This window comes from Vibrio sp. HS-50-1 (genome assembly GCF_024747315.1).
GTDB classification, from domain to species: Bacteria; Pseudomonadota; Gammaproteobacteria; order Enterobacterales; family Vibrionaceae; genus Vibrio; species Vibrio diabolicus.
This window is the reverse complement of sequence record NZ_JAMPZF010000048.1, coordinates 917,796-938,604: the sequence shown is the minus strand read 5'-3', so window position 1 is coordinate 938,604 and position 20,809 is coordinate 917,796. Positions and strand designations below refer to the sequence as shown.

18 protein-coding genes and 5 tRNA genes are annotated in these 20,809 nt (G+C 44.0%); 19 read left to right on the top strand and 4 right to left on the bottom strand.

What is annotated here, in order from left to right:
• Positions 1–309 precede the first annotated feature (309 nt).
• From NDJ01_RS23440 to NDJ01_RS23370, 15 genes are all read left to right on the top strand, one after another.
• On the top strand, positions 310–690 hold the full coding sequence (locus NDJ01_RS23440) for a hypothetical protein (RefSeq protein WP_258587456.1): 381 nt from the start codon (positions 310–312) through the stop codon (positions 688–690).
• 2 nt (positions 691–692) lie between these two features.
• Complete coding sequence (locus NDJ01_RS23435; protein WP_128413990.1) at positions 693–1,082, top strand: hypothetical protein; 390 nt, start codon at positions 693–695, stop codon at positions 1,080–1,082.
• A gap of 3 nt (positions 1,083–1,085) precedes the next feature.
• Positions 1,086–1,475 carry a hypothetical protein gene (locus NDJ01_RS23430; protein WP_258587455.1) on the top strand — a complete coding sequence of 130 codons (390 nt, stop codon included), beginning with the start codon at positions 1,086–1,088 and terminating at the stop codon, positions 1,473–1,475.
• A 950-nt stretch (positions 1,476–2,425) separates the two neighbouring features.
• A complete protein-coding gene (locus tag NDJ01_RS23425) occupies positions 2,426–3,190 on the top strand; it encodes an antirestriction protein ArdA (RefSeq protein ID WP_258587454.1) in 765 nt (254 codons plus the stop codon).
• Between the two features lie 67 nt (positions 3,191–3,257).
• Entirely contained in the window at positions 3,258–3,470 is a 213-nt protein-coding gene (locus NDJ01_RS23420) for a hypothetical protein (protein WP_086047375.1), read from the top strand.
• Positions 3,471–3,475: 5 nt separating this feature from the next.
• Positions 3,476–3,637 carry a hypothetical protein gene (locus tag NDJ01_RS23415; protein ID WP_154215839.1) on the top strand — a complete coding sequence of 54 codons (162 nt, stop codon included), beginning with the start codon at positions 3,476–3,478 and terminating at the stop codon, positions 3,635–3,637.
• Positions 3,638–3,649: 12 nt separating this feature from the next.
• A complete protein-coding gene (locus tag NDJ01_RS23410; protein ID WP_258587453.1) occupies positions 3,650–4,999 on the top strand; it encodes a DGQHR domain-containing protein in 1,350 nt (449 codons plus the stop codon).
• A gap of 363 nt (positions 5,000–5,362) precedes the next feature.
• Complete coding sequence (locus NDJ01_RS23405) at positions 5,363–5,719, top strand: MarR family winged helix-turn-helix transcriptional regulator (RefSeq protein ID WP_029854437.1); 357 nt, start codon at positions 5,363–5,365, stop codon at positions 5,717–5,719.
• A gap of 48 nt (positions 5,720–5,767) precedes the next feature.
• A complete protein-coding gene (locus NDJ01_RS23400; RefSeq protein WP_258587452.1) occupies positions 5,768–5,962 on the top strand; it encodes a hypothetical protein in 195 nt (64 codons plus the stop codon).
• The gene (locus NDJ01_RS23395) at positions 5,955–6,998 is read left to right on the top strand and encodes a site-specific integrase (protein ID WP_054394813.1); all 1,044 of its coding nucleotides are present in this window, start codon (positions 5,955–5,957) and stop codon (positions 6,996–6,998) included. The genes NDJ01_RS23400 and NDJ01_RS23395 overlap by 8 nt, the downstream gene beginning before the upstream one ends.
• A gap of 294 nt (positions 6,999–7,292) precedes the next feature.
• Positions 7,293–7,377 (top strand) — tRNA-Leu (locus tag NDJ01_RS23390).
• A gap of 203 nt (positions 7,378–7,580) precedes the next feature.
• A tRNA-OTHER gene (locus NDJ01_RS23385) sits at positions 7,581–7,655 on the top strand.
• Positions 7,656–7,691: 36 nt separating this feature from the next.
• Positions 7,692–7,765, top strand: a tRNA-Cys gene (locus NDJ01_RS23380).
• Positions 7,766–8,073: 308 nt separating this feature from the next.
• Positions 8,074–9,597 (top strand): alpha-amylase, encoded by a 1,524-nt coding sequence (gene amyS / locus NDJ01_RS23375; protein WP_258587451.1) that lies wholly within the window; start codon positions 8,074–8,076, stop codon positions 9,595–9,597.
• Positions 9,598–9,727: 130 nt separating this feature from the next.
• Positions 9,728–9,982 (top strand): hypothetical protein, encoded by a 255-nt coding sequence (locus NDJ01_RS23370; protein ID WP_012842214.1) that lies wholly within the window; start codon positions 9,728–9,730, stop codon positions 9,980–9,982.
• Between the two features lie 74 nt (positions 9,983–10,056).
• On the opposite strand, the gene NDJ01_RS23365 is transcribed toward NDJ01_RS23370, so the two are convergent.
• A complete protein-coding gene (locus NDJ01_RS23365; RefSeq protein ID WP_005396419.1) occupies positions 10,057–10,845 on the bottom strand; it encodes a lipase family protein in 789 nt (262 codons plus the stop codon).
• 68 nt (positions 10,846–10,913) lie between these two features.
• Entirely contained in the window at positions 10,914–11,843 is a 930-nt protein-coding gene (locus NDJ01_RS23360; protein WP_046875387.1) for a CHAD domain-containing protein, read from the bottom strand.
• A 301-nt stretch (positions 11,844–12,144) separates the two neighbouring features.
• On the opposite strand from NDJ01_RS23360, the gene NDJ01_RS23355 reads away from it, so the two are divergent.
• The 3 genes from NDJ01_RS23355 (at position 12,145) to NDJ01_RS23345 (ending at position 15,006) form a co-directional block, all read left to right on the top strand.
• Positions 12,145–12,231 (top strand) — tRNA-Leu (locus tag NDJ01_RS23355).
• 36 nt (positions 12,232–12,267) lie between these two features.
• Positions 12,268–12,341: transfer RNA gene (locus tag NDJ01_RS23350), tRNA-Cys, on the top strand.
• Positions 12,342–13,323: 982 nt separating this feature from the next.
• Entirely contained in the window at positions 13,324–15,006 is a 1,683-nt protein-coding gene (locus NDJ01_RS23345; RefSeq protein ID WP_258587573.1) for an Ig-like domain-containing protein, read from the top strand.
• 72 nt (positions 15,007–15,078) lie between these two features.
• Here NDJ01_RS23345 and NDJ01_RS23340 read toward each other — a convergent pair whose 3' ends face one another.
• Positions 15,079–16,365: a DUF11 domain-containing protein gene (locus tag NDJ01_RS23340; protein WP_258587450.1), complete on the bottom strand. Its 1,287-nt coding sequence runs from the start codon at positions 16,363–16,365 to the stop codon at positions 15,079–15,081.
• Positions 16,366–17,044: 679 nt separating this feature from the next.
• Between NDJ01_RS23340 and NDJ01_RS23335 the strand changes: the two genes are divergently transcribed.
• Positions 17,045–18,640, top strand: a complete 1,596-nt coding sequence (locus NDJ01_RS23335; RefSeq protein ID WP_258587449.1) for a DUF11 domain-containing protein — start codon at positions 17,045–17,047, stop codon at positions 18,638–18,640.
• 63 nt (positions 18,641–18,703) lie between these two features.
• On the opposite strand, the gene NDJ01_RS23330 is transcribed toward NDJ01_RS23335, so the two are convergent.
• Positions 18,704–20,488, bottom strand: a complete 1,785-nt coding sequence (locus NDJ01_RS23330) for an Ig-like domain-containing protein (protein ID WP_258587448.1) — start codon at positions 20,486–20,488, stop codon at positions 18,704–18,706.
• Positions 20,489–20,809 lie beyond the last annotated feature (321 nt).

Sequence of the window (20,809 nt, the reverse complement as noted above, 5' to 3'; positions counted from 1 at the left end):
AAGAACATAAGGGGGAAACTTAAAGATAACTATAAGACACTCTGTGACATCCTTGTGCTGTGACATTGTGTCCATCTCTAGGACTACCCTGAGTTCTACTCATGGTTTCCTTGTTAGCTGACTCTAGGGAGACTCTGCGTATATCGTAGGGTCTCCCTTTTTTTGCTTAAAGACAGCTCTTTGTACTTGGAGCAATCTAAAGACTTAGACTCTAGGTTCGACTGAGCGATATGCGTTCGGTTGATTGTTATTATTGTCAATCACTTACAAAGATGAGACTCTAAGGCCATTACTATAAGGAGACGATGGATGGATGGCTTGTTAGAGATTGTTGCTACAAGTAGTTTTGTAGGAATGCTAGTAGGTGGCGTGATAACGCACCGCCTTACTTTGGGACGAGATAAGCGCAAAGAATACAATGATGCTATACGTCCCCTTAAAAGCCTTGTGTCCCAAGCCTCACGCTCACCTCTCAGGGGGTCTCTAACTAGGGAGTCTATTGATGCTGTGGAACATTATGTCAGCCCACGAGTTTACGTGAAGTTAGTTGAATTACTAAACGAATACAGAGAAAAGATGGCTGAAACCACACAGACGGATGGGTGGGGAGTGCCTTATATGGATGAGCAAGATAAAGTCGAAGTGCGTGCCATTTTGACAAAGATGGACAAACTCTTAAAGGTTAAATAGGCATGGAAACTAGCAGCGTCGTAGGGCTTGTCACTACAAGCAGCTTTGTAGGTATGCTCGTTGGTGGTCTAATAGGGCATCGTCTCACTCTGTGGCGCGACAAGCGTAAAGAATACAACGAGGTAGTGATTATTCTCAAAGACAAAATAGACACTGCTAAAGGCTACAGTAATTCGCCGGTATCACTAGATAGCGAGATTAAGACAGCAAGACATTACATAAAAAGTCGCACCTTACGTTCGCTCAAGGAGAAATACGCAGAGTACAACCGCCTGTTTGCTGAGGCACCCAAGCGCAGCACTTGGTATGGTGATATTGAGATAGACGATACTCGAAAGGCGGACATAGAGAGGGTGCTTGAAGATATGGACAAGTTGCTAAAGGTGAAGTGATAGATGGAAATGAGCAGCGTTTGGAGTCTCGTGGCTACCAGTAGCTTCTTTAGTATGTGCGTTGGTGGCATCCTTGGTCATCGCTTCTCTTTGTGGAGAGATAGACGCAAAGAACATAATGAAGCGGTCATACCATTTAAAGACGCTCTATATGACGCAGGGAAGGAGTGTAGGATTCAGCAGTCCTTCGAGGAGGAGATTAAAGAGGTGCGTCATCACATCCCTAAGAGAACGCTTCGTGAGCTAGAGAAATGCTACGCGACCTACAGGCGTCTCTATGCGGAAGCTCGTCGAACTGACTTTTGGGATACCGTGATAGAGCTTGAGGCTGAGCGCGCAGACGCAATCAAAAAGACGCTTCAAGACATGGACAAGTTATTGAAATTGAAGTAGACACAAACTCTAGGTTCAACCTAAAGACCTACGCTAAGCCTCTCTCTGAGCCGTCATGGTGTATATCCACACAATGCCCTAGCACAATGCCTTCTATGCGCTCTACGCTGTACTGAGGCGCTAGGAGAGGGCAGAGAAAAACACTGCGAAAATCTGAGAGGGCATATATAAAGATTAAGCTCTGAGATTTCCCCCATAGGGGTACGCAAAGTCCTCATTTCGTGTCACACAACGGGGATTCCATATCCCTTTATGTCACAGTGTACACCTTTTGCCCTGATTTTTTAAAGAAAGCTGTACAAATGGCTTTAAGTTGAACATTCAGCCTTTACATGTATGATACCCTGCCTCTTTAAGTTTCACCTTTAAGCTGCACACAATGCCTCTCTCAATGCCTTCTCTCTACGCCTCACACACTCAGCGCTAGACACAATGACAGACACAATGACAGACACAACGCTCAGCTCTACGCCCCACACAATGACAGACACAATGCTCTGCTATAAGACGCAATACAATGCTAGACGATGTGATGTGCTCTGCGTTCTCTTATAGCTGCCTTTAAGCGTTGACTATCTATTAATAACAATCACCACTATAGACACTAAAGACGGGCTTAGAGTGACGCTCTCATCGTCTCAGACTCTCAGCCCTGCCGCTTTTTTTGTGCATAAATTGAGCGAAATAGGGCTTTTGTGTGAACTAAATCACAAAAATATATAGTCACATGCGAATTATAGTTGCAACCGAATCCCTTTTGGGTGACACTTCATCCCGTCGAGAGAGACACGACCAATGAAACAAAGTCTCACCGCTCTTTAACAATGTGGTACGCAAGCGAAGGACGACACGTCGTGAGACAGATAGTCCGACTGATAGTCTTTAACATTGGGCTGGTCACAGTGCCAGCTCAAGATTAAACATTATCAACTTACTTTAAGGAGAACATCATGGTTTACAACGAAGAACTAAGAACCGCTAATGAAGCACTTAAAGCCGAGCTTGTAGAGTACATGGTACAGCAAAACGCAGAGCTAGGCGAAGGCTATGAACTGACAGCAGCAAGCGATGGTCTTTACGTCACACTGAGAGGTATGCGCGTAATGCCAGTAACAGGCGGTAGTAACGAGGTACGCCTAGCTCGTCTTATCCATTCATCCTATGTAGTCACATGTGAGAAGGAAACAGTAATGACTTACTCTGAGGTATGCGAAGCGCTCAACAAACTAGCTCCATCTGAGGGAGTGGAGCAAGTGTGTATCACGTTCTACGGACTAGACGGCGCTTGGTTCTGGCTAGATGCGGAGGAAGTAGCGCGTGAAGGTCTTAAAGACTTCCTAGAGCTACACCTAAACGAAGCAACAGCAGAGCGCATCCTAGAGCGTGACTGGTTGTACTCAGATTGGGAAGGCGACCTAGTGAGCCACTTCGTAAACACTTACGGCTTTGACATGGAGGACTACGTCAAGGCGCTGGACTCAGGGCTAGACGCAGAGGTCATCGCAGCAGGTCTTGATTGTGACATCGAGCTAGAGAACATCGAGGACGCATACTGTGGTCAGTGGGAGTCTGACGAGGACTACGCGCAAAGCTTAGCTGAGGATTGCGGAGACATCCCAGAGCATCTATGGAACTACATCGACTGGGAGCGCTACGCCCGTGACATCTGCATGGATATGACAAGCTCAAACGGCCATTACTTTCGCAACTTCTAGTCACTTGTGAGGTGTAATCGTGAGCGTCTTTGTGTGGACGCTCTCATCAATCGGGAGGTTAAAGAACATGATTCTAAACATCATCAAGGCTACTGCGCTCATCGCGTTCCTAGCGCTCTCATGGGATGCAGCAGCCAACACAAGGACGTTCGAAACGACACACGAGAAGCTGTGCCGCGAGAACAAGTATTACCGCGCCAAGCAAGGCGACCTATGCAACATCAAGATAACCAAAGACAACATCGAGACCCTAATACGGTTGCAACCTTACAAAGGATAAGAGCCATGAAACAACGTCTAGCAGCTAATCACGCAGATACAAAGATAGTACGTGCCGCCGTTCGCGTGGCTCTACTTGCAGCCGAGCGAGGCAACCGCAAAGCAGCACAGAACCTATGGGACTTTGCATACACAACAGCACGCAACGCATATCAACAAGCTAACTAAGAGAGAGACACCATGAAACTACAGTTCCCTGCGTCTAAAGGCGTACAAGCAGGCCGTGACTACTTCATCACAAGCATTCCTATGACTTACCTAAAGCGCATGATGGCCTTTGATACTGGTAACGTCCTAGACCGCTCACAACGTGAGGTAGAAGTACCAAGAGCCAAGAAGATAGCGACTTACATCGAGAGTGCAGTGCGTGGCGAGGAGTTCTACGTACTGCCAACGCTAACAGGTACAGTCGACAAGGTAAGCTTTAACGAGCTACAGAATGGAATCGGTATCCTAGAGATTGACATGGATGCAGTCATTCACCTATTCGACGGACAACACCGCGCAACAGGCATCATCGAAGCAGCAAGCAACCTAGAGGAGCTAGGAGATACAATCAGCGTCTTACTCTACCCGAACCTAACACTCAAGGAGCGTCAACAGGCATTCGCAGACATCAACGACAACGTCAAGAAGCCTAACAAAGCTATTGCGACTGTATATAACCATCGAGACCCATTGTCTCAACTGGCTGTTAAGCTGGCGACTACTTGCGATGTGTTTGTTGACCGTGTGGACTTTGAGAAGAACCTAATCACAGGCGCGTCAACCTACTCATTCAGCATCAAGGCAATCAAGGATGCGACTCGTGAGATGCTTGGTCTTAAAGCTAATCAAGCGCCTCTCTCGGAGCAGGAGCAGGACGCTCTCATCATGTGGGACGCATGGAGTGACGCGCTAGGGTGGGGCATGATTGACGACCTAGGCGCAGAGCAGCACCGCGAGAAGTATGTGACAACTCAAGGCGTCATGCTAAACGTGGTCGGCATCGTGAGCCGCATTGCGCTAGAGCACTTTGACAGCGCAGAGGAGGCCGCAGAGGCAATCAAAGCGCTAGACGAAGTGGAGGAGCGTCTAGTTCGTGAGTTCTGGGTCAATCGCCTAGTCTCATCCGAAGGTAAGACACTAGCAGCTAAGCGTAACAAGTACCTAGCGGCTAACAAGTGGCTTAACCTACTGAACATCCCATTACCAGAGTACAACGCAGAGCTAGAGGGTGAGTTAACTAACTGTCTAATGCCTGTCTCAGTGATTGACTATGAGCCGGATGCTTTACCAATCCTTGAGCTTGTCCAAGATGAAGAACCAGAGGCAGAGCCAGAGGTCGATACTGAGGAGTATCCTTGGGATATGACACAAGATGCTTACCTAAAGTATGAGGCCAAAGTGGCTGAGCTGATGGTCGAGCTAAAAGTCGAGCCGCACAAGTTAGACGCAGTGGCTGACTATTTAGAGAACAATCTGGATGAAAAACAAGCGCTTAATAAGGCATCCATCCGTAAGGCAATCACAGAATACTTAACGGTATAACGTATTGATATTTATAAAGTAAACCCTGATTTACGTAAGTAGCACAGGCAAAACACAAAAAAAAGTGGTGCAATCGTTCTCGCGCAGGTAGTAATATCGACCGTCCCGATAGACGAGGTGATTGCACCTATAGTTATAGGACAATTGATTAGATGTTAACTTTAGAACAAGCAGAAGCTATTAATTTACTCGTTAGTGACTTTGTGCTACCTTGCGCATCTGACTCAGAAGTGTTCATGAGTCACTTGATTGACCCTAATAAAACCCTATGGCGATTAGCAACCGAGGCGGAAGCCTTGGAAGTCCTTAACCAAAAGCCCGTCATATGGAATGACTACGGCATATACATCGGAGAAAATGAATATGAATCATTCACCGCTACCTACAGGCGCGAGTAAGACTTTCAAACGACAAGTAGAAGCTTTCCGTGAGTTGGTACACCAAGAGGTTCACCCAGTACAAATGATGGTCTTCCTTGAGGTGTGTAACACGCCACCGTTAAGCGTCTCAGTGACGTATATCAAAGATGAACTGCATATCTCACAAGCAGCCGCATCCCGTCACTGCCGTATGATGGTCGATAAGTATTCACCTAGTAAAGAGGGTCACGGCCTATGTCGTTGGGTTCAAGACCCGAAGGACTTCCGCTCCAAGTACCTCGAACTAACAGAGAAAGGAGAAGCAGTACGCGAGGAGCTACGCAAGGTCTTCACTAAGTAAGTAAGGGCGGCTAAAGGGTCGCCTTTATTAGGGTTAATGGAGTCACATATGAGTATAAAACACAAGGGTAAGGTAAGCGCATCTGTATACAATAAAGCACTAAAAGCACTTCAAACAGTCCGACCTCGACGCATGAAAGAGTCGGGCTTCCTATCTATCAAAGTCAACTACCAGTACCGCCTACTCAACCGAGGCAAAGGGTGGGAGTTGATGACTCACGAGAGGTACAATCGTTATGTATAGACACATTCAAGAGCATTACGGTGTAACGTTTCGTCAGCGTGGTACATCGTGGCAAGTTAACTTCTACAAAGACGGTAAGCGCGTTCAACGACAACGTAAGACACGACAAGAGGCCGTTGACTGCGTCCTAGAGGAGCTAGGGATAAACGTTGCGCAGCTCAAGAAGGACAAAGAGCAACGCCCAATGCTTGTACTAGGTAGTCTCTACGTTGGCTACCAGACCGCATGTCAGCACCAATGGAGTGAGACACGGCAAAAGGACTGGAAGAAGTCACGAGCTAACGGCATGGCTGCGCTTGACTACTTCGGACACGAAGCAGACGCAAGGGACATCGACAAGGTAGCCGTCCAGAACTGGATACAGCACTTGGAAGAACGAGGCAACTGCGCATCAACGATAAACCGTAAGCTAACAGCCTTGAGGGTTATCTTGACGCACTGTGTAGAAGCTAACGTCATAACACATCTACCAAACATCCCGTTCTTCAAGGAGACGAACAGCAGGGAGTACGTCATATCGCCTAGCCTAGAGCAGCGTATGGTTGACTTCTTTGTTGAGAAGGGCGTCCCTGAGTATGGAGACTTTATCACTGTGGCAATCGCTACAGGTTGTCGCTGTGGTGAACTCTTAAAGATGCGCTGGGAGTGGGTAGACCTTACGGATAACGCTCTCATCGTCCACAAGTCAATCGCTAAGAACGGTAAGACTCGACGTGTCCCGTTGCTTCCACACGCAGCGACCATCATGGCAAGACGTAAACAGCAAGCTCTAGCTACTCCTTTCGAGGGCATGACGCAAGCTAAGTTGTCTTGGCAATGGAAGTGCATGAAGCAAGCCTTACACATGACTAATGAGGAAGACTTTGTGCCTCACATCATGCGTCACACATGTGCGAGTCGTCTAGCGTCACGAGGCGTAGACCCTCACTCAATGATGTTATGGCTAGGGCATGGCTCTTTGAAGATGGTCGAGCGTTATGCTCACTTAAACCCAAATCACCTACAGAACGTAGTTAAACTAATGGTAGCAAGCTAATGAAGATAGACTCATCCTGTGCAGGCGTGCATCAATACGCAGCCCTACTATGTGGCAAACAACGACGCTCAGTACGCATGGCGCTCCTATATGGAGCGTCTTTTCGTTTACTCGCTAAGAAGTATCCGCTACGTCTCATCAAAACGGAGTACAAGAGAGTGTGCAAAGGTTACACAACTCCTGATGAAACAATGCGCAACATATTGAGGTATGTACAGAAAAGCAGCAAACAAACGCCATGTCACAAGAAATCCCTTGTGGTGACTTATGGCTTAGCGTAAAGTGCGCGTCGTTGCCCCGATGGTGGAATCGGTAGACACAAGAGATTTAAAATCTCTCGCTTTAGGGCGTCCCAGTTCAAGTCTGGGTCGGGGCACCAACTTTTGATGATGTCACATGTGATGTCACAATGGTCGGAAGAATGTCACAGCAAAATGTCACAGCAAAATGTCACAGTTGATGTCACAGGGCATGAAAAAATGTCACAGAGGATGTCACAGGGCATGTCACAGAGGGCATGAAAATGTCACAGTTGATTACTTTGTGTACAGGTTTTGCAACGTAAGTTATTGATTTTCCGTAGCCGTGTGACAGAATAGGGATTTAAAATCCCTCGGCGTTCGCGCTGTGCCGGTTCAAGTCCGGCCCGGGGCACCATCAAAATCTTTGGTGACAGAGAGACAAAATCAGAAAGGCGCCTTGGCAGAGTGGCTATGCAGCGGATTGCAAATCCGTGGACCTCGGTTCGACTCCGGGAGGCGCCTCCACTATTTCGAAAGCCAGTCTTAAATGACTGGCTTTCTTCGTTTTAAATCCATCAATCTATACTCGTTCACGCTTCTCTAAATTCCTCCCATGTTTTGATCACCATTCAATATTTTCAATGCGCTAGTCATTGATTTTATAAATGTTAAATAACTCAATAATTGTATAGGGTGATTGGTGCTAATTTCTCTTCGATTGTAATCCGAACTTTTTGTATCACAGGCAGCAACTTGGCTAGCGTGACCGTTGGCAATGCTTGGTGTGTATGAGCAGAAAGGAGGATTTTAGTCCTTAACGTGAGAGAAAAATAATGAAAACATTTAAATTAAAACGCACTATTTTACCTTTAACCTTGCTGCTAAGTTCATCTGCATTGGCTGCTGAGAATGGCACAATGATGCAGTATTTCCATTGGTATGTGCCTAACGATGGCACACTGTGGACTCAAGTGGAAAATAACGCTCCAACGCTAGCAGAAAACGGATTCACAGCGCTCTGGCTACCACCTGCATACAAAGGAGCGGGTGGCAGTAATGATGTCGGCTACGGCGTTTATGATATGTACGACTTGGGGGAGTTTGATCAAAAAGGATCAGTGCGCACCAAATACGGCACGAAAGATCAGTACCTTAGTGCTATCAATGCCGCTCACAATAACAATATCCAGGTTTATGGTGACGTGGTGTTTAACCACCGTGGTGGTGCAGATGGGAAATCTTGGGTTGATACTAAGCGGGTAGATTGGAACAACCGCAACATTGAACTTGGTGATAAATGGATTGAAGCGTGGGTGGAGTTTGATTTCCCTGGACGCAACGACAAGTACTCTAACTTCCATTGGACTTGGTACCATTTTGATGGCGTGGACTGGGACGATGCAGGTAAAGAAAAAGCCATTTTTAAATTCAAAGGTGAAGGTAAGGCATGGGATTGGGAAGTCAGTTCTGAAAAGGGGAATTACGACTACCTTATGTATGCTGACTTAGACATGGATCATCCTGAAGTTAAACAAGAACTGAAAGATTGGGGTGAGTGGTACATCAACATGACTGGTGTTGATGGCTTTAGAATGGATGCGGTGAAGCACATCAAATACCAATATCTTCAAGAATGGATTGATCACCTACGTTGGAAAACAGGGAAAGAACTCTTCACGGTCGGAGAGTACTGGAACTACGATGTGAATCAGCTGCATAACTTTATCACCAAAACTTCTGGCAGCATGTCTCTGTTCGACGCACCGCTACATATGAACTTCTACAATGCGTCTAAATCGGGTGGTAGTTACGATATGCGTAAAATCATGGATGGTACGCTGATGAAGGACAATCCAGTCAAAGCGGTAACCTTAGTAGAAAATCATGATACTCAACCTTTGCAGGCGTTGGAGTCGACGGTTGATTGGTGGTTTAAGCCGCTCGCTTACGCGTTTATCTTATTGCGTGAAGAAGGTTATCCATCCGTGTTTTATGCAGATTACTACGGTGCGCAGTACAGTGATAAAGGGCATGACATCAATATGGTCAAAGTGCCTTACATCGAAGAGCTCGTAACACTGCGTAAAGACTATGCGTATGGCAAACAACATTCTTATCTCGACCATTGGGATGTAATTGGCTGGACTAGAGAGGGCGATGCAGAACATCCACATTCAATGGCAGTGATCATGAGCGATGGACCAGGTGGCTCTAAGTGGATGTATACGGGTAAGCCAAGTACACGCTATGTCGACAAGTTGGGCATCCGAACTGAAGACATTTGGACAGATGCGAACGGGTGGGCTGAGTTCCCTGTAAATGGTGGATCTGTCTCGGTTTGGGTTAGCGTTGAGTAATCCATTCTTGTGATTTTGATACAGAACAGGCAAATTTTGATGAAACTTTGCAGTGAATCAATACGTTATTTGATATTCATATAACAAATGAGTAACTTATATTTGAGCATTATCTAGAGGAAGATGAAGAATGGAATCTATTGCTGATGTATTGGTTGTGGCTATTGTGTTCGGTGCCATATTTGGGGGCGGGATAATTAAGTTAATCTTGAATCATCGTAAAGAAGTAAGAGCTTTGGAGATATCTGAACGTAATACGATGAGCCAAGAAGAACAAGATAACCTTAACAAGCAAATTGGTGATTTGAAGCGACGCGTTGAAGTGTTAGAGCGCATAGTCACAGATAGCAAATATCAACTTGAAAAAGAAATTGCCTCTCTGTAATTCACCACAAAAACGTAAAGCCGGCTGAGTCCGGCTTTTTAGTGCCTGTACATCATAGTTTTAGGGTACTTAGCTCAGCGTTCGTCAAAGAAGTCTTTATCGCGGATGTATTTACTCATAAAGTGATAAGAGAATGGTCGCATCAACCAACTAAATAGAGAACGTCCAAGTCGAATGAACGTTGGCGTATTCTCGTATATTCTCCCGTTATACAACCATAACATTTTGCCTACATGCCAATAGAGAAAAGGCACTGGCGGCATGAATGTCACGATGTCGATGTCGCAACAAATCCGGTAAGTTTTGTGCCCCAAACGGTAGCGTTTTTTAAAGGTCCAATCTCCAACTGCGGGCTGACCGAAAGTCACGACGCGTTTAATGCTCTTTGGGTATTTTTTCTCAATATAGTCGGCAAAAACACTGCCAATCGCGCCACCTGAAGAGTGACCAGTAATGGTGATTCTTTTTCCCCTAAGAATGAGCGGTACAACGATACCTTCGAGGCGTTCGATCACGGTCAACCCCAACCGATCTTCATTTCGGCTCGGTAAACTTTCTTGAAACAGAAGATGATAGAAACCCGCGTGAATGCGGTAATTCAGTCCCAACCTTCGACAGCTTCTCGTCCACATAGCGAAGTTTAACAACCAATCACTGATACTGTGTGAGCCTTTAATCACTACGACCACTTCACTCTGTTTTTTACTCCAGAGCACACGAATCATAATCTTACCGTGTTCATTTCTAATGACTCGTTGCCCATTAGGATCGAATCCGTATTGAGTTTGTCTGAAGACGCGAGGATAGGCGAGATTACAGAGTACGGCATAGCGCTCATATTGGTATCGTTTTAATGGTTTCACGTTATCTTTCTTTATGGAGCCTAACGACTGACTGTAATTAATGAATATTAAAAATACGTGAACCTAGGTTAGTGCTGGTAGAGGCATTGTGTGTTGGTATCGTGGATGAAAGCCTCAAATTGGTCTAAGTGCGTTAAGATGGTCTGGCGCGAAGTATCGTGATGTTCACTAAGCACGTTAAGCAGCTTTTTCAAAGCCTTACGATCTTGTTTATTGAGGTTTACTGCCTCTTTGAGCTGTGTGAAAAATTCAATTTGACTTGAAGTGTCGTTAAAATCACCGAGCTTGTCTTGCAATAGTTTTAATTGTTTCACGTTGTTTTTGTGCTGTGGGGAAGGGTAGAGTGCGGAAAACCCTTCTAGCAAATAACGCAGCGCTTTGCACTTTATCCTCATTGAGTGGATCACGCTGTCACGACTTTTGTCCGAGATCTTGCGCCGTGCTTTGTCGACCTTTTTAAATTGTTCGGAGACTTTTTGGTTTGCGAAGAGTAACGCAGGTACGTTGTTATCCACTCGTACGTGCTTTGTACTTCGCAGCAGACTATTCCTGACCAAAGTGCAGTGCGTTGTGTATTCTTTTGTCGCTAGCCAACGCGCAACTTTTGCCTGTTCGTAAGCACGTTCGGATTCTATAAAGCCCAAAAGCTGCTCAAGAGAGGATTTATGGCTTGGGAGCATTTCAATGTATTGGCTTTTGTCCAAGATAAATACGTCCAAATCACGCAGCCTATTTGTTTTCTTCATCATTATTTTTAAATGAGGTTTCAAAATACGCAGTTCAAAAGGAGGTATCAGTTCGCGAAGTAGTACGCATAGTGAGCGTATGCGCCTTAGTGTGACGCGATACTGGTGTGTATATTCAGGGTCCAAGTCATGGACGATCCCTTGTTCCAGAGAGCGTGCATAATCAAATTCAGTAAGTAAGAAGTGGGGCACTACGAAGTCGAGTTCGGAATCAGTGTGTAGCGGTAATTGAAATGATGACTTTCGAAACATGATGAGCGCTTATTTGTCCCCTGCAGTACGAGTTAAGTTTATACCCATATTGTCTATTTGTGCGACTTGTCGATTCCTCGTTGACATGAAGTGATGAAGCAAAGCAAACGAGAGCAAAGCATGCTGATGTTCTTGTGAGCAAAATGATCGCCCTTTGTTCGTTTGAGTTGGCTTTTTAACCATTTGAATAAAAAAGACTAATTTTTTGTTGACCAGATAAATTAATCCGTTAAAGTACGCCTCGTTCTCACGGCAAAGGCCGCTGAGACAGATGGTGTCTAACCCATCGCATGCTTGCGTTGCCCTGGTGGTGGAATTGGTAGACACAAGGGATTTAAAATCCCTCGGCGTTCGCGCTGTGCCGGTTCAAGTCCGGCCCGGGGCACCATCAAAATCTTTGGTATCAGAGATACAAAATCAGAAAGGCGCCTTGGCAGAGTGGCTATGCAGCGGATTGCAAATCCGTGGACCTCGGTTCGACTCCGGGAGGCGCCTCCACTATTTCTAAAAACCGGCCTAGTGCCGGTTTTTTAGTATCTGGTATTGTCAAACTATTCTAATACACACTTTTTAATTGAATAATTAATTTTTGTACAAATACCAACCTCAATTATCAGTTAATCATTCTTTAACTAGTTTTCCCGAATTGCTATCTATAGCGTCATATTGTCACGTGATTTTAGTTCAATACTGAAAATAAAGTTGCACATATATCCTGCTTGTTTCTCTATATGTCTCTAGTTGATATTGCACTGTATCGCTCAGTCTGTCTTTTAATCGAGTATAAAACTAGGTGAGCAAAAAACTTTTCACCACTTTAATTTAACGTAAATTTAACAATTAAAGATGGATAATATTACTCAAGAGTTGTTGAGGTATATTATTCGAATGACTCGTTATTAAGTTAATGAATTTAAAGGTTATAATTTCATGCGATGAAATTGAGGTTGTTTTAGTTCAATTTCTACTTGTTTGATTTTTAATGATTTAAATTGGCTGTAGTGCAAGTGATTTATTAAAGTCATTGTTGAATACAAAGTTTGTTCATATAAAACAATCATAAGGTTATTTTAAGTAACTGACAAAAATGGACAAATTTATTATTACACAAACTTAACCTAAATTACTTATCGCTCTGGTTGAATTTTGACCGGTTGCTTTGCTATGATTCCGGCTCTTATATTTTTGGTGGTTATCCTTTTATAACCATGTTGATGTATATAGGAACATATTTGGCTTTATAGGCTAGGGCATTTTATTGCCTAAAATTTATATTATTTTACCCTACCATTTCTGCTTATATTGGCGGGAAGGTGAACTAGTTATTAATTTAAAATTAGGTGAAGCAGTGATAAAAAATATTAAAATAAATAGAACAATCCTAAATAAAGGGTTGTCATTTTTATTAGTAATATTCGCTTGTTTACAGAGCATCCATTACGCCAGTGCAGCAGGAAGTACGACGGGACAGCAAAATACATTGGTTATCCTGCTGAACTTCAAAGAAAACCCAAATGAGCAGCCATTAACTTTGTCAGAGGCAAATAATCTAATCTTTGGCACAGTGAATGACTTCTACCGTGAAAGCTCTTTTGAGCAAATGTGGCTGTCTGGGAAAGTCGTGGGTTGGTTTAATTTACCATTGTCTAATCAGGTTTGTGATTTTACCGCTGTTCAAGATGCAGCGGATCAAGAAGCCATCGCTGCGGGAGTGAAGCTTGAAGAGTACGATCGTATTGTCTACTTGATGACAAAAACGGCATGTGGTGTCGCTGGATCGGCAACTATTGATGGCATGCCTTCACGCGCGCACATCAATGGTGATTTTTCTCCGATGAATATCGCTCATGAGCTTGGACATAACTTTGGTTTGCATCACTCTCGTGCTCTTGATTGTGGCGAACATACGCTTTCAGACAACTGTACGTTGCGTGAATACGGTGATACCTATGATGTAATGGGTGGTCCAGACATCGGCTATTTGAATACTTTCCAGCGCGAGCGACTAGGATGGCTAGAGGGAGAGCACGCCTCAAAGACACTGGAAGTTACTCAAAATGGTACTTACTCCATCGCGAATTACGAGACGACTAGTGAGCAGCCAGTTACGATAAAAGTACCTCGTGGTACTGATCCTTCTACAGGTGCAAAAAAATGGTTTTACATTGAATACCGCCAGTCTATTGGGTTTGACGACTTTTTAGATGCTCGTTCTTACTCGTTCTATCGTGGGGACGTTACGGATGGCATCATCATTCGAAGCGCTGTAGAAGGCGATGGGCGCAGCAGTAATCTGCTTCACTTTAAAACTGATTCTGAATATCGTGCGGTTTTTGGCCGAAATGACTGGTTTGACCCATCTATGCCGGTCGGTGGTAGCTATACTGACCCAGACTCAGGTGTAACATTGAGTTTGGTGAGTGCAGCGAACGGCATCGCCGAAGTAAGCGTTGTCTTTGACGGCTCTGACAACGGTAATATCGGGACTTGTACTGTTAATGCTCCATCAGTGACTGCGAAAGCTGCAACAAACAACTCGGTTGCAGCCGGCGATGAGGTTCAATATCAGGTCACTATTACTAACAAAGATAGTGCAGATTGTTCAGCGAGCAGTTTTTCTGTGAACGCGTCAGTGCCAATTGGTTGGAAAGCAAGCAGCAATGCAATCACGCTAGCAGCAGGTGAAACCGGACAAGTAATGATATCAGTCGTATCTTCGGTTGACGCTAGTGATAAAGACTATGCTTTGAAGATGATCGTGACGCACGGAGAGGACTCAAGTCTGCAAACCGCAGCATCCGTGAATTACTCTGTAACCACTGAAATCTCACCATCACCAGAGCTCGTTGCTGTTGATGATCAGGTGACTATGTCTTCGAAACAGTCGGTGACTATCGATGTGATGGCAAACGATATTGTTGGAGAGCAAAACTCTGCAAGCGTGGTTTCTTTTACTAGACCAAGCAAGGGGCGACTAGAGCTGTTATCGGATGGCACCCTACGTTACACACCTGAAAAGAAATTCAAAAATAACGACAGCTTTACCTATACCATAGGTGATGGTCAAAGCAGCTCGACCGCTCAGGTCTCAGTGAAGTTAGAGTCCTCATCTGGTGGCGATTCTGGCAACTCTGGTAACAATGGAAAAGGTAAGAATAAATAGAACGATATAGTTCGAAAGAAAACGCCTGACGAGTTAACGTCAGGCGTTGTTTTATTAAGTTGTAAGTAGACCTTATTCAGGGCAGTTAACAGGCTCTGGACAAGTTGGACATAGCGTACATTCTGCAGACGCTGTTATCGCTTCTACGACAACATTACCGAAGATAGTTTCACCACTCGCATCCACAGTATCTGTAAACGCTCTGACTTCTTCACCCGGTAATGGAAGGCCTTCACCATCTCCTGGGATTGGCTCGTAGTTACCAGTAAAGTCGTAACACTCAGCAGGCGCAAGCATACCAACCTGGATTGGATTCGAGTCTTTGTTGTCGATTACGACAATGCCGTCAATGGTGACATTGGAGGTATTACATACACTACCACTGTAATTGACTTGAAGACCGTATTCATTAATACCAGTATCTTCAAATCGATTCACGACGACGACACTACAGTCTTTCTCTAGAGACAATGAACCAGGGATGTTTTGGCTTGGGCATTCCCAATCTGCGTTGTCAGAAACCGCAACACCACCACCAGTTTCAAGTGCTGCGCTTACTTCTGCGTAGTTAGTGATACCGTTTTGGTCAATAATAAACGAACCATTAAACTCTTGCGTTTGTCCAACGGCGAGCATCGCTAAATTGAACACATGGTCACCAGCAGCCATATCGTTGTCAACGGCTGTAGTGTCTGTTGCCACAACATCATACAATGCAAAGTCACCGGTGTTTTCTACAGTGAGTTTATAGTTGTATTTCAAAGTGTTACCATTGACAACATCACCAAATGTACAAGTTTTAGTGATTTTGATGTCTGGTACGCCTGGTGTGTAACAGAATGAAATATGACTTAATCCATAGTATCTACCGTTTTTACCCACAGGTGCATGTAGTAAGGCATCATCTTGATACAATAATCCATCTGTAAAGTAGTTATATAGGTTTCCGTCAGGACCACCTTTTACGAAGATAGCTTGCATAATCACAGGGCTATCACCTTGATCCCAACTGAAGGTTTTTGCCCCAGGTTGTTGATCAATAACCACTTCAAGCATGCCATCACCGAAAGTGCCGTCTGTAACTGGCTCAAGCTTGTATTCTATCAAACCATCGATCCCTGGAAGTAATTGTTGACAGGTGTTATTCCCTTCAACAAATATTGGTTGCACGCCTCGGCTTGAAGGGTCGCCAGCGGATGCGTAAACAATTTGAGAGCTCAGCACTAAGCTAACCGCTATGACCCAAGTAAACAGCTTAAACATGCTGCTGATATTGATCGCTGTAAGTATATTCTGGCTACATAAAGTGGAACAACGGCAACTCTTATTGCCCCACCAAGAGTTAAATATGGTTTTCATAAAACCTCCTTGTGTAAGTGGGCTCGCTACGTCCTTGAGCCCACATACGTGATAGTTTTCTCACAGAGTTAGACTGCGCCAGTTGACTAGCATAGAGTGTTCCATATTTAACCTTTTGTATTTGTTGATTATTTTTTATTTTTGTACAGAGGGGTGAACAGTTTGTTTATATTTTCATAAATGGTTGAGCTAAAACTTATTCGCTAAACGACTGAATATGTTTTAGTTAAATGAGTATTCAATTAGATGTGTAAAGGATGTAACACTATGCAAACAGGTGTTACACATCACCTTCACATTAGTGGGAGCAGATGAGTAAGCGTCTGTTTCATATTCATAGTGGACAGTTTCAATACCGTCGCTTTTGCGTATCTGCCACAGGTGTAAACAATAAAGTGTCAATCTGTAACATTATCCTAGAACACGTATATATCTTTGTTATCGTAGGTTTTTTGTCTCTTTTGTTTTCTTTCTCTTTCTTTAAAATTGAACACTCTGTTCATTCTCTTCGCTGTTGAAAATATTTAGTTTAATAAAATCATAACCTTAAGTAGTGGCATGCTCTATGCGTTATACGAGCTCGAAACGAAAGTTGTATCTCGCTTTCACTCTTTCTTAAAAGGCAATTAATGACATAGGGACCTTCGTCTAGCTTTAGAAGCGTTCTAAGGAGTAGGTTATGAATTCTTGTAAGTCAGGTATCTGGCATACGATGAAGAGCTTTCTTTATGCAATATTTACAAGCTTGCTAATAGGTAGCTCTGCATTTGCAACACCAACAGATGGCGTATTTGAGTTAGAAGCAAATGCTAATGCGATAGATGACTCTGGAGTAGGTGCTCCAGATGACTGGTCAACGCCGCCAAACAGTGGTGGAGCATTAGTATTTAGCTTTGAGAATGACACGGCAACACCGGATACAATCTTTACTGGTGGTAATAAAGACATCAAAGACATACCAGAACTCGGTTGGAAGACTGGTACGGTACTTGATAAAGGGGACATTCTTCATGCGTATGCAGCGGCATACAACATTAATAATGACCTTGTACTCACCTTTGGTGCAGACCGTTTTGGTAACAGCGGTGATGCCTTCTTAGGTTTTTGGTTTTATCAAGACTCAGTCAGTACAAACCCAGACGGTACATTCACTGGTCAACATATTGCTGGCGACCTTTTGATTCAGGTGAATTATTTGCAAGGGGCAAATGAGGGGCCAGAAATTTTGGTTCTTGAATGGGACACAACTTGTGCGAAAGCTGATAACAATAATCCACAAGATGGTCAGTGTGCTGCGACAAACTTACGTTTGAAAGTTAAGACAAATGCACTGTGTTCACCAGGCGCGCAAGATGTGTGTGCTTCAACCAATACAACTGACTCACCTGCACCATGGGCGTATACCCCAAAAAGTGGTGTCGAAAATGTCTTCCCTCCAGAAACCTTCTTTGAAGGTGGTGTAAACCTTACTGAACTTCTACAAACAGACACCTGTTTTAGCTCGTTTGCAGCCGAAACAAGAGCATCAAGCAGTATTACCGCTCAGTTGAAAGACTTTGTGGTTGGTGACTTTGAGTTGTGTAGTGTTGATATCACTAAAACATGTAATCAAGCGGTCGTGAATGAAACAGAAGATGGTTACGTTTACTCATACAGCGGCGACGTGATTAATGATGGTGTCGGTACGCTCTACGATGTTGTTGTAGAGGATTTAGAAGCAGGTACTACACATAGCTTAGGTGCCATTGCTTCAGGTGACAGTGCTTCATACAGCGGCAGTTTTGAAAGTACAAGCAATGGTCTAACTAATACGGTGAAAGTCACAGCAGCTGCGACTCCGGGTGGCCAAGCGACCATTACTGATACCGCAAGTGATCCATGTGAGTCATTGAGCTTGTCTCCAATGATTAGTGTAACGAAATCATGTGAAAGCGGCTTCAAACTTACTGAAAATGGTATCATTGCAGAAGTGAGCTTCTCGGGAATGGTATGTAACACAACGCCTGGACTTACTTTAGTGAATGTTTCTGTTGTGGATGACTCAGGTACGCCTGAGGATGCTTCTGATGACGTGACAGTAGTGGATAATATCGAACTCGCTTCGGATCAATGTCAGTCTTATACTGGTAGTTATATCCCAATGGCATTTAGCAATGCAGAAACGCAATCTTTCCGTGATACTGTTACAGCGGTTGGTTTCTTGAAAATCGATAATACTCAAGCGACGAATACAGCTTCTGCAGACTGTGACATTTGTCCTGCACCAAGCAACTAATTGACGTCTTGTGAATAAAAAGCCTGGAGTATTCTCCAGGCTTTTTCATATGAATTGTGTGACTTAGTTCGGTTTCCCTTTACCGTTTCCACCACCATTCCCACCAGAAGTCGATTGTAAGGTGATGCTAATCGTCGCGGTTGAAGAAGATTGACCGTCACTGATCGTATAAGTAAATGAATCATTATTCTTAAACTTCTTCGATGGTGTGTATTCAATGGAGCCATCGCTCAGTACACGGGCGCTGCCTTTGTTTGGCTTAGCGACCGTAATCGCAAGAGAGGTCGATTGTTCAAACGAGTCATTATTTAACTGCTGGATGCGAACGACGGATTTATCACTGATCGTTACGCTATCACTCACCGCCTCAAGTGGTGACGTCGACTCAGACAACACTGTGTAAGATAGCTCGGTTTTGGCTGATTGTTCATTTTCAGCATCTATAACGTCAACGGTTATGCGGTAAGAGTTCGGCTGAGCATCGCTGTTTGACGTAACCATGACCGTCGTTTCTGCACTCATGCCGGAAGGAACCGTCAAGGCGCTTGCGTCATAACTCCATCCGTCAGGAACGCTTAAAGCCGTTTTATAAGTCGCGTCTTCACATTCTGTATTGTTCTGGTTCGTCACTTTAAGATTATACGCTAACGTTTCTCCGGCATTAGCATCAGAACCTGATAGTGGGGTTAGAGAGAGTAGAGGCGATGTCGCAACACATTGCCCGGATTCACCACCAAATATGACACTTATCTGTGCGTTTTGACCATTAGCACTTTCCAAAGTAATCGACACGCCTGTTTTTGGATCGGTGAACGTTCCACCAATTGGAAGAGCAGGGTCTTCCCAGTCATTACTCCCAAATAATTGTTTGAAAGTGGAGTCAGGCTTCATGTGTAGCAAGCGGCTACTTTTAAGATCACCGTCTGTCGCTAGGCGCACAACCACACCTTCTGTCACATCTTGGCGGTATACGATGTACGAACGGTCACGTAAAAAGCTGTCGTAGCCAAGAGCTTGTCGATATTCAACGTAAAACCATTGGCGCTGACCTGTAATTGGATCGGTACCTCTTGGGATTTTTAAAACTTTTGATGAAGTACTTTCAAAGTCTTCATAGGCATCAATAGAGTAAACACCATCACTAGAAATGATTTGAGCAGGGGAGGTCTGCCACCCTAAGTTTTCCAATTGGAAGGCGCTAAAGTAACCCATATCGTAGTTACCCATTGTATCGTAGCTATCACCGTACTCTATGACACGGCAATCACCAGCTAACGTACCGTCTTTACAGTCGAGTGCGGAAGCGTGATGCAATCCAAAATTATGTCCTAATTCATGGGCGATAACTCGAGGCTCGAAAACCGCATTTATTGACGCTCTAGAGGGAGTTACTCCTTGACTACCAGAGCCTTCTGATGCACATCCAGTTTTGGTTGTTAAGTAGATAAAACGGTCATAGTTTGATAGTTGATATCCCGCAGTTTCAGCCATTTTGTTGGCTTCCGCTGCTACAGCATCATCATCGCAAATTTGGTTTGATATCGGTAAGGTGAATGTTCCAGCAACATCACCAGATAGCCAAAGTTGCCCCTGGGACATTTGCGAATAGAAGTCGCTAACGGTATTAAAAACAACATGATGGGCGTCTTCTTTAGAGATCGGGATCTCTTGAGGGTTTTCTTGGAAATTGACGAGTACAACTAATGTTTTTTGTTCACCACTAGCCACTTGCTCAGCATAAACCTCTGATGAAAAAGAATATGCTGACACGAGGGTTACAAAGCCAAGAGCTAGCAAGCGTAAATTTGACGCAACAAAGCCCAATTGAGGGAGGATGACCTTCTTCAATTTATATACCTACTTAATATTTTGATATTAAATGAAATTACAAATTCATAATGTTTTAAATAAAATAAATACCGAGCTCTACCCAAATAGAACCAGTAATTATCAAGTGTGCATTATGTTTTATAAAGTTTGTTTTATATTTGTGTGTGTTTATTACTTTTAAACACGAGGCGAGATATTAGCAGAAGGGGTGGTTAAAATTCAACCATGCATTTCTGTTTTTATAAGTTTATGAATTATAATGTTTAACTACTTTTTACTAGTGGTTTTTATAAAAATAATAAGAAATAATATTGTATGCAACAAAAGCAGTCACAAAGA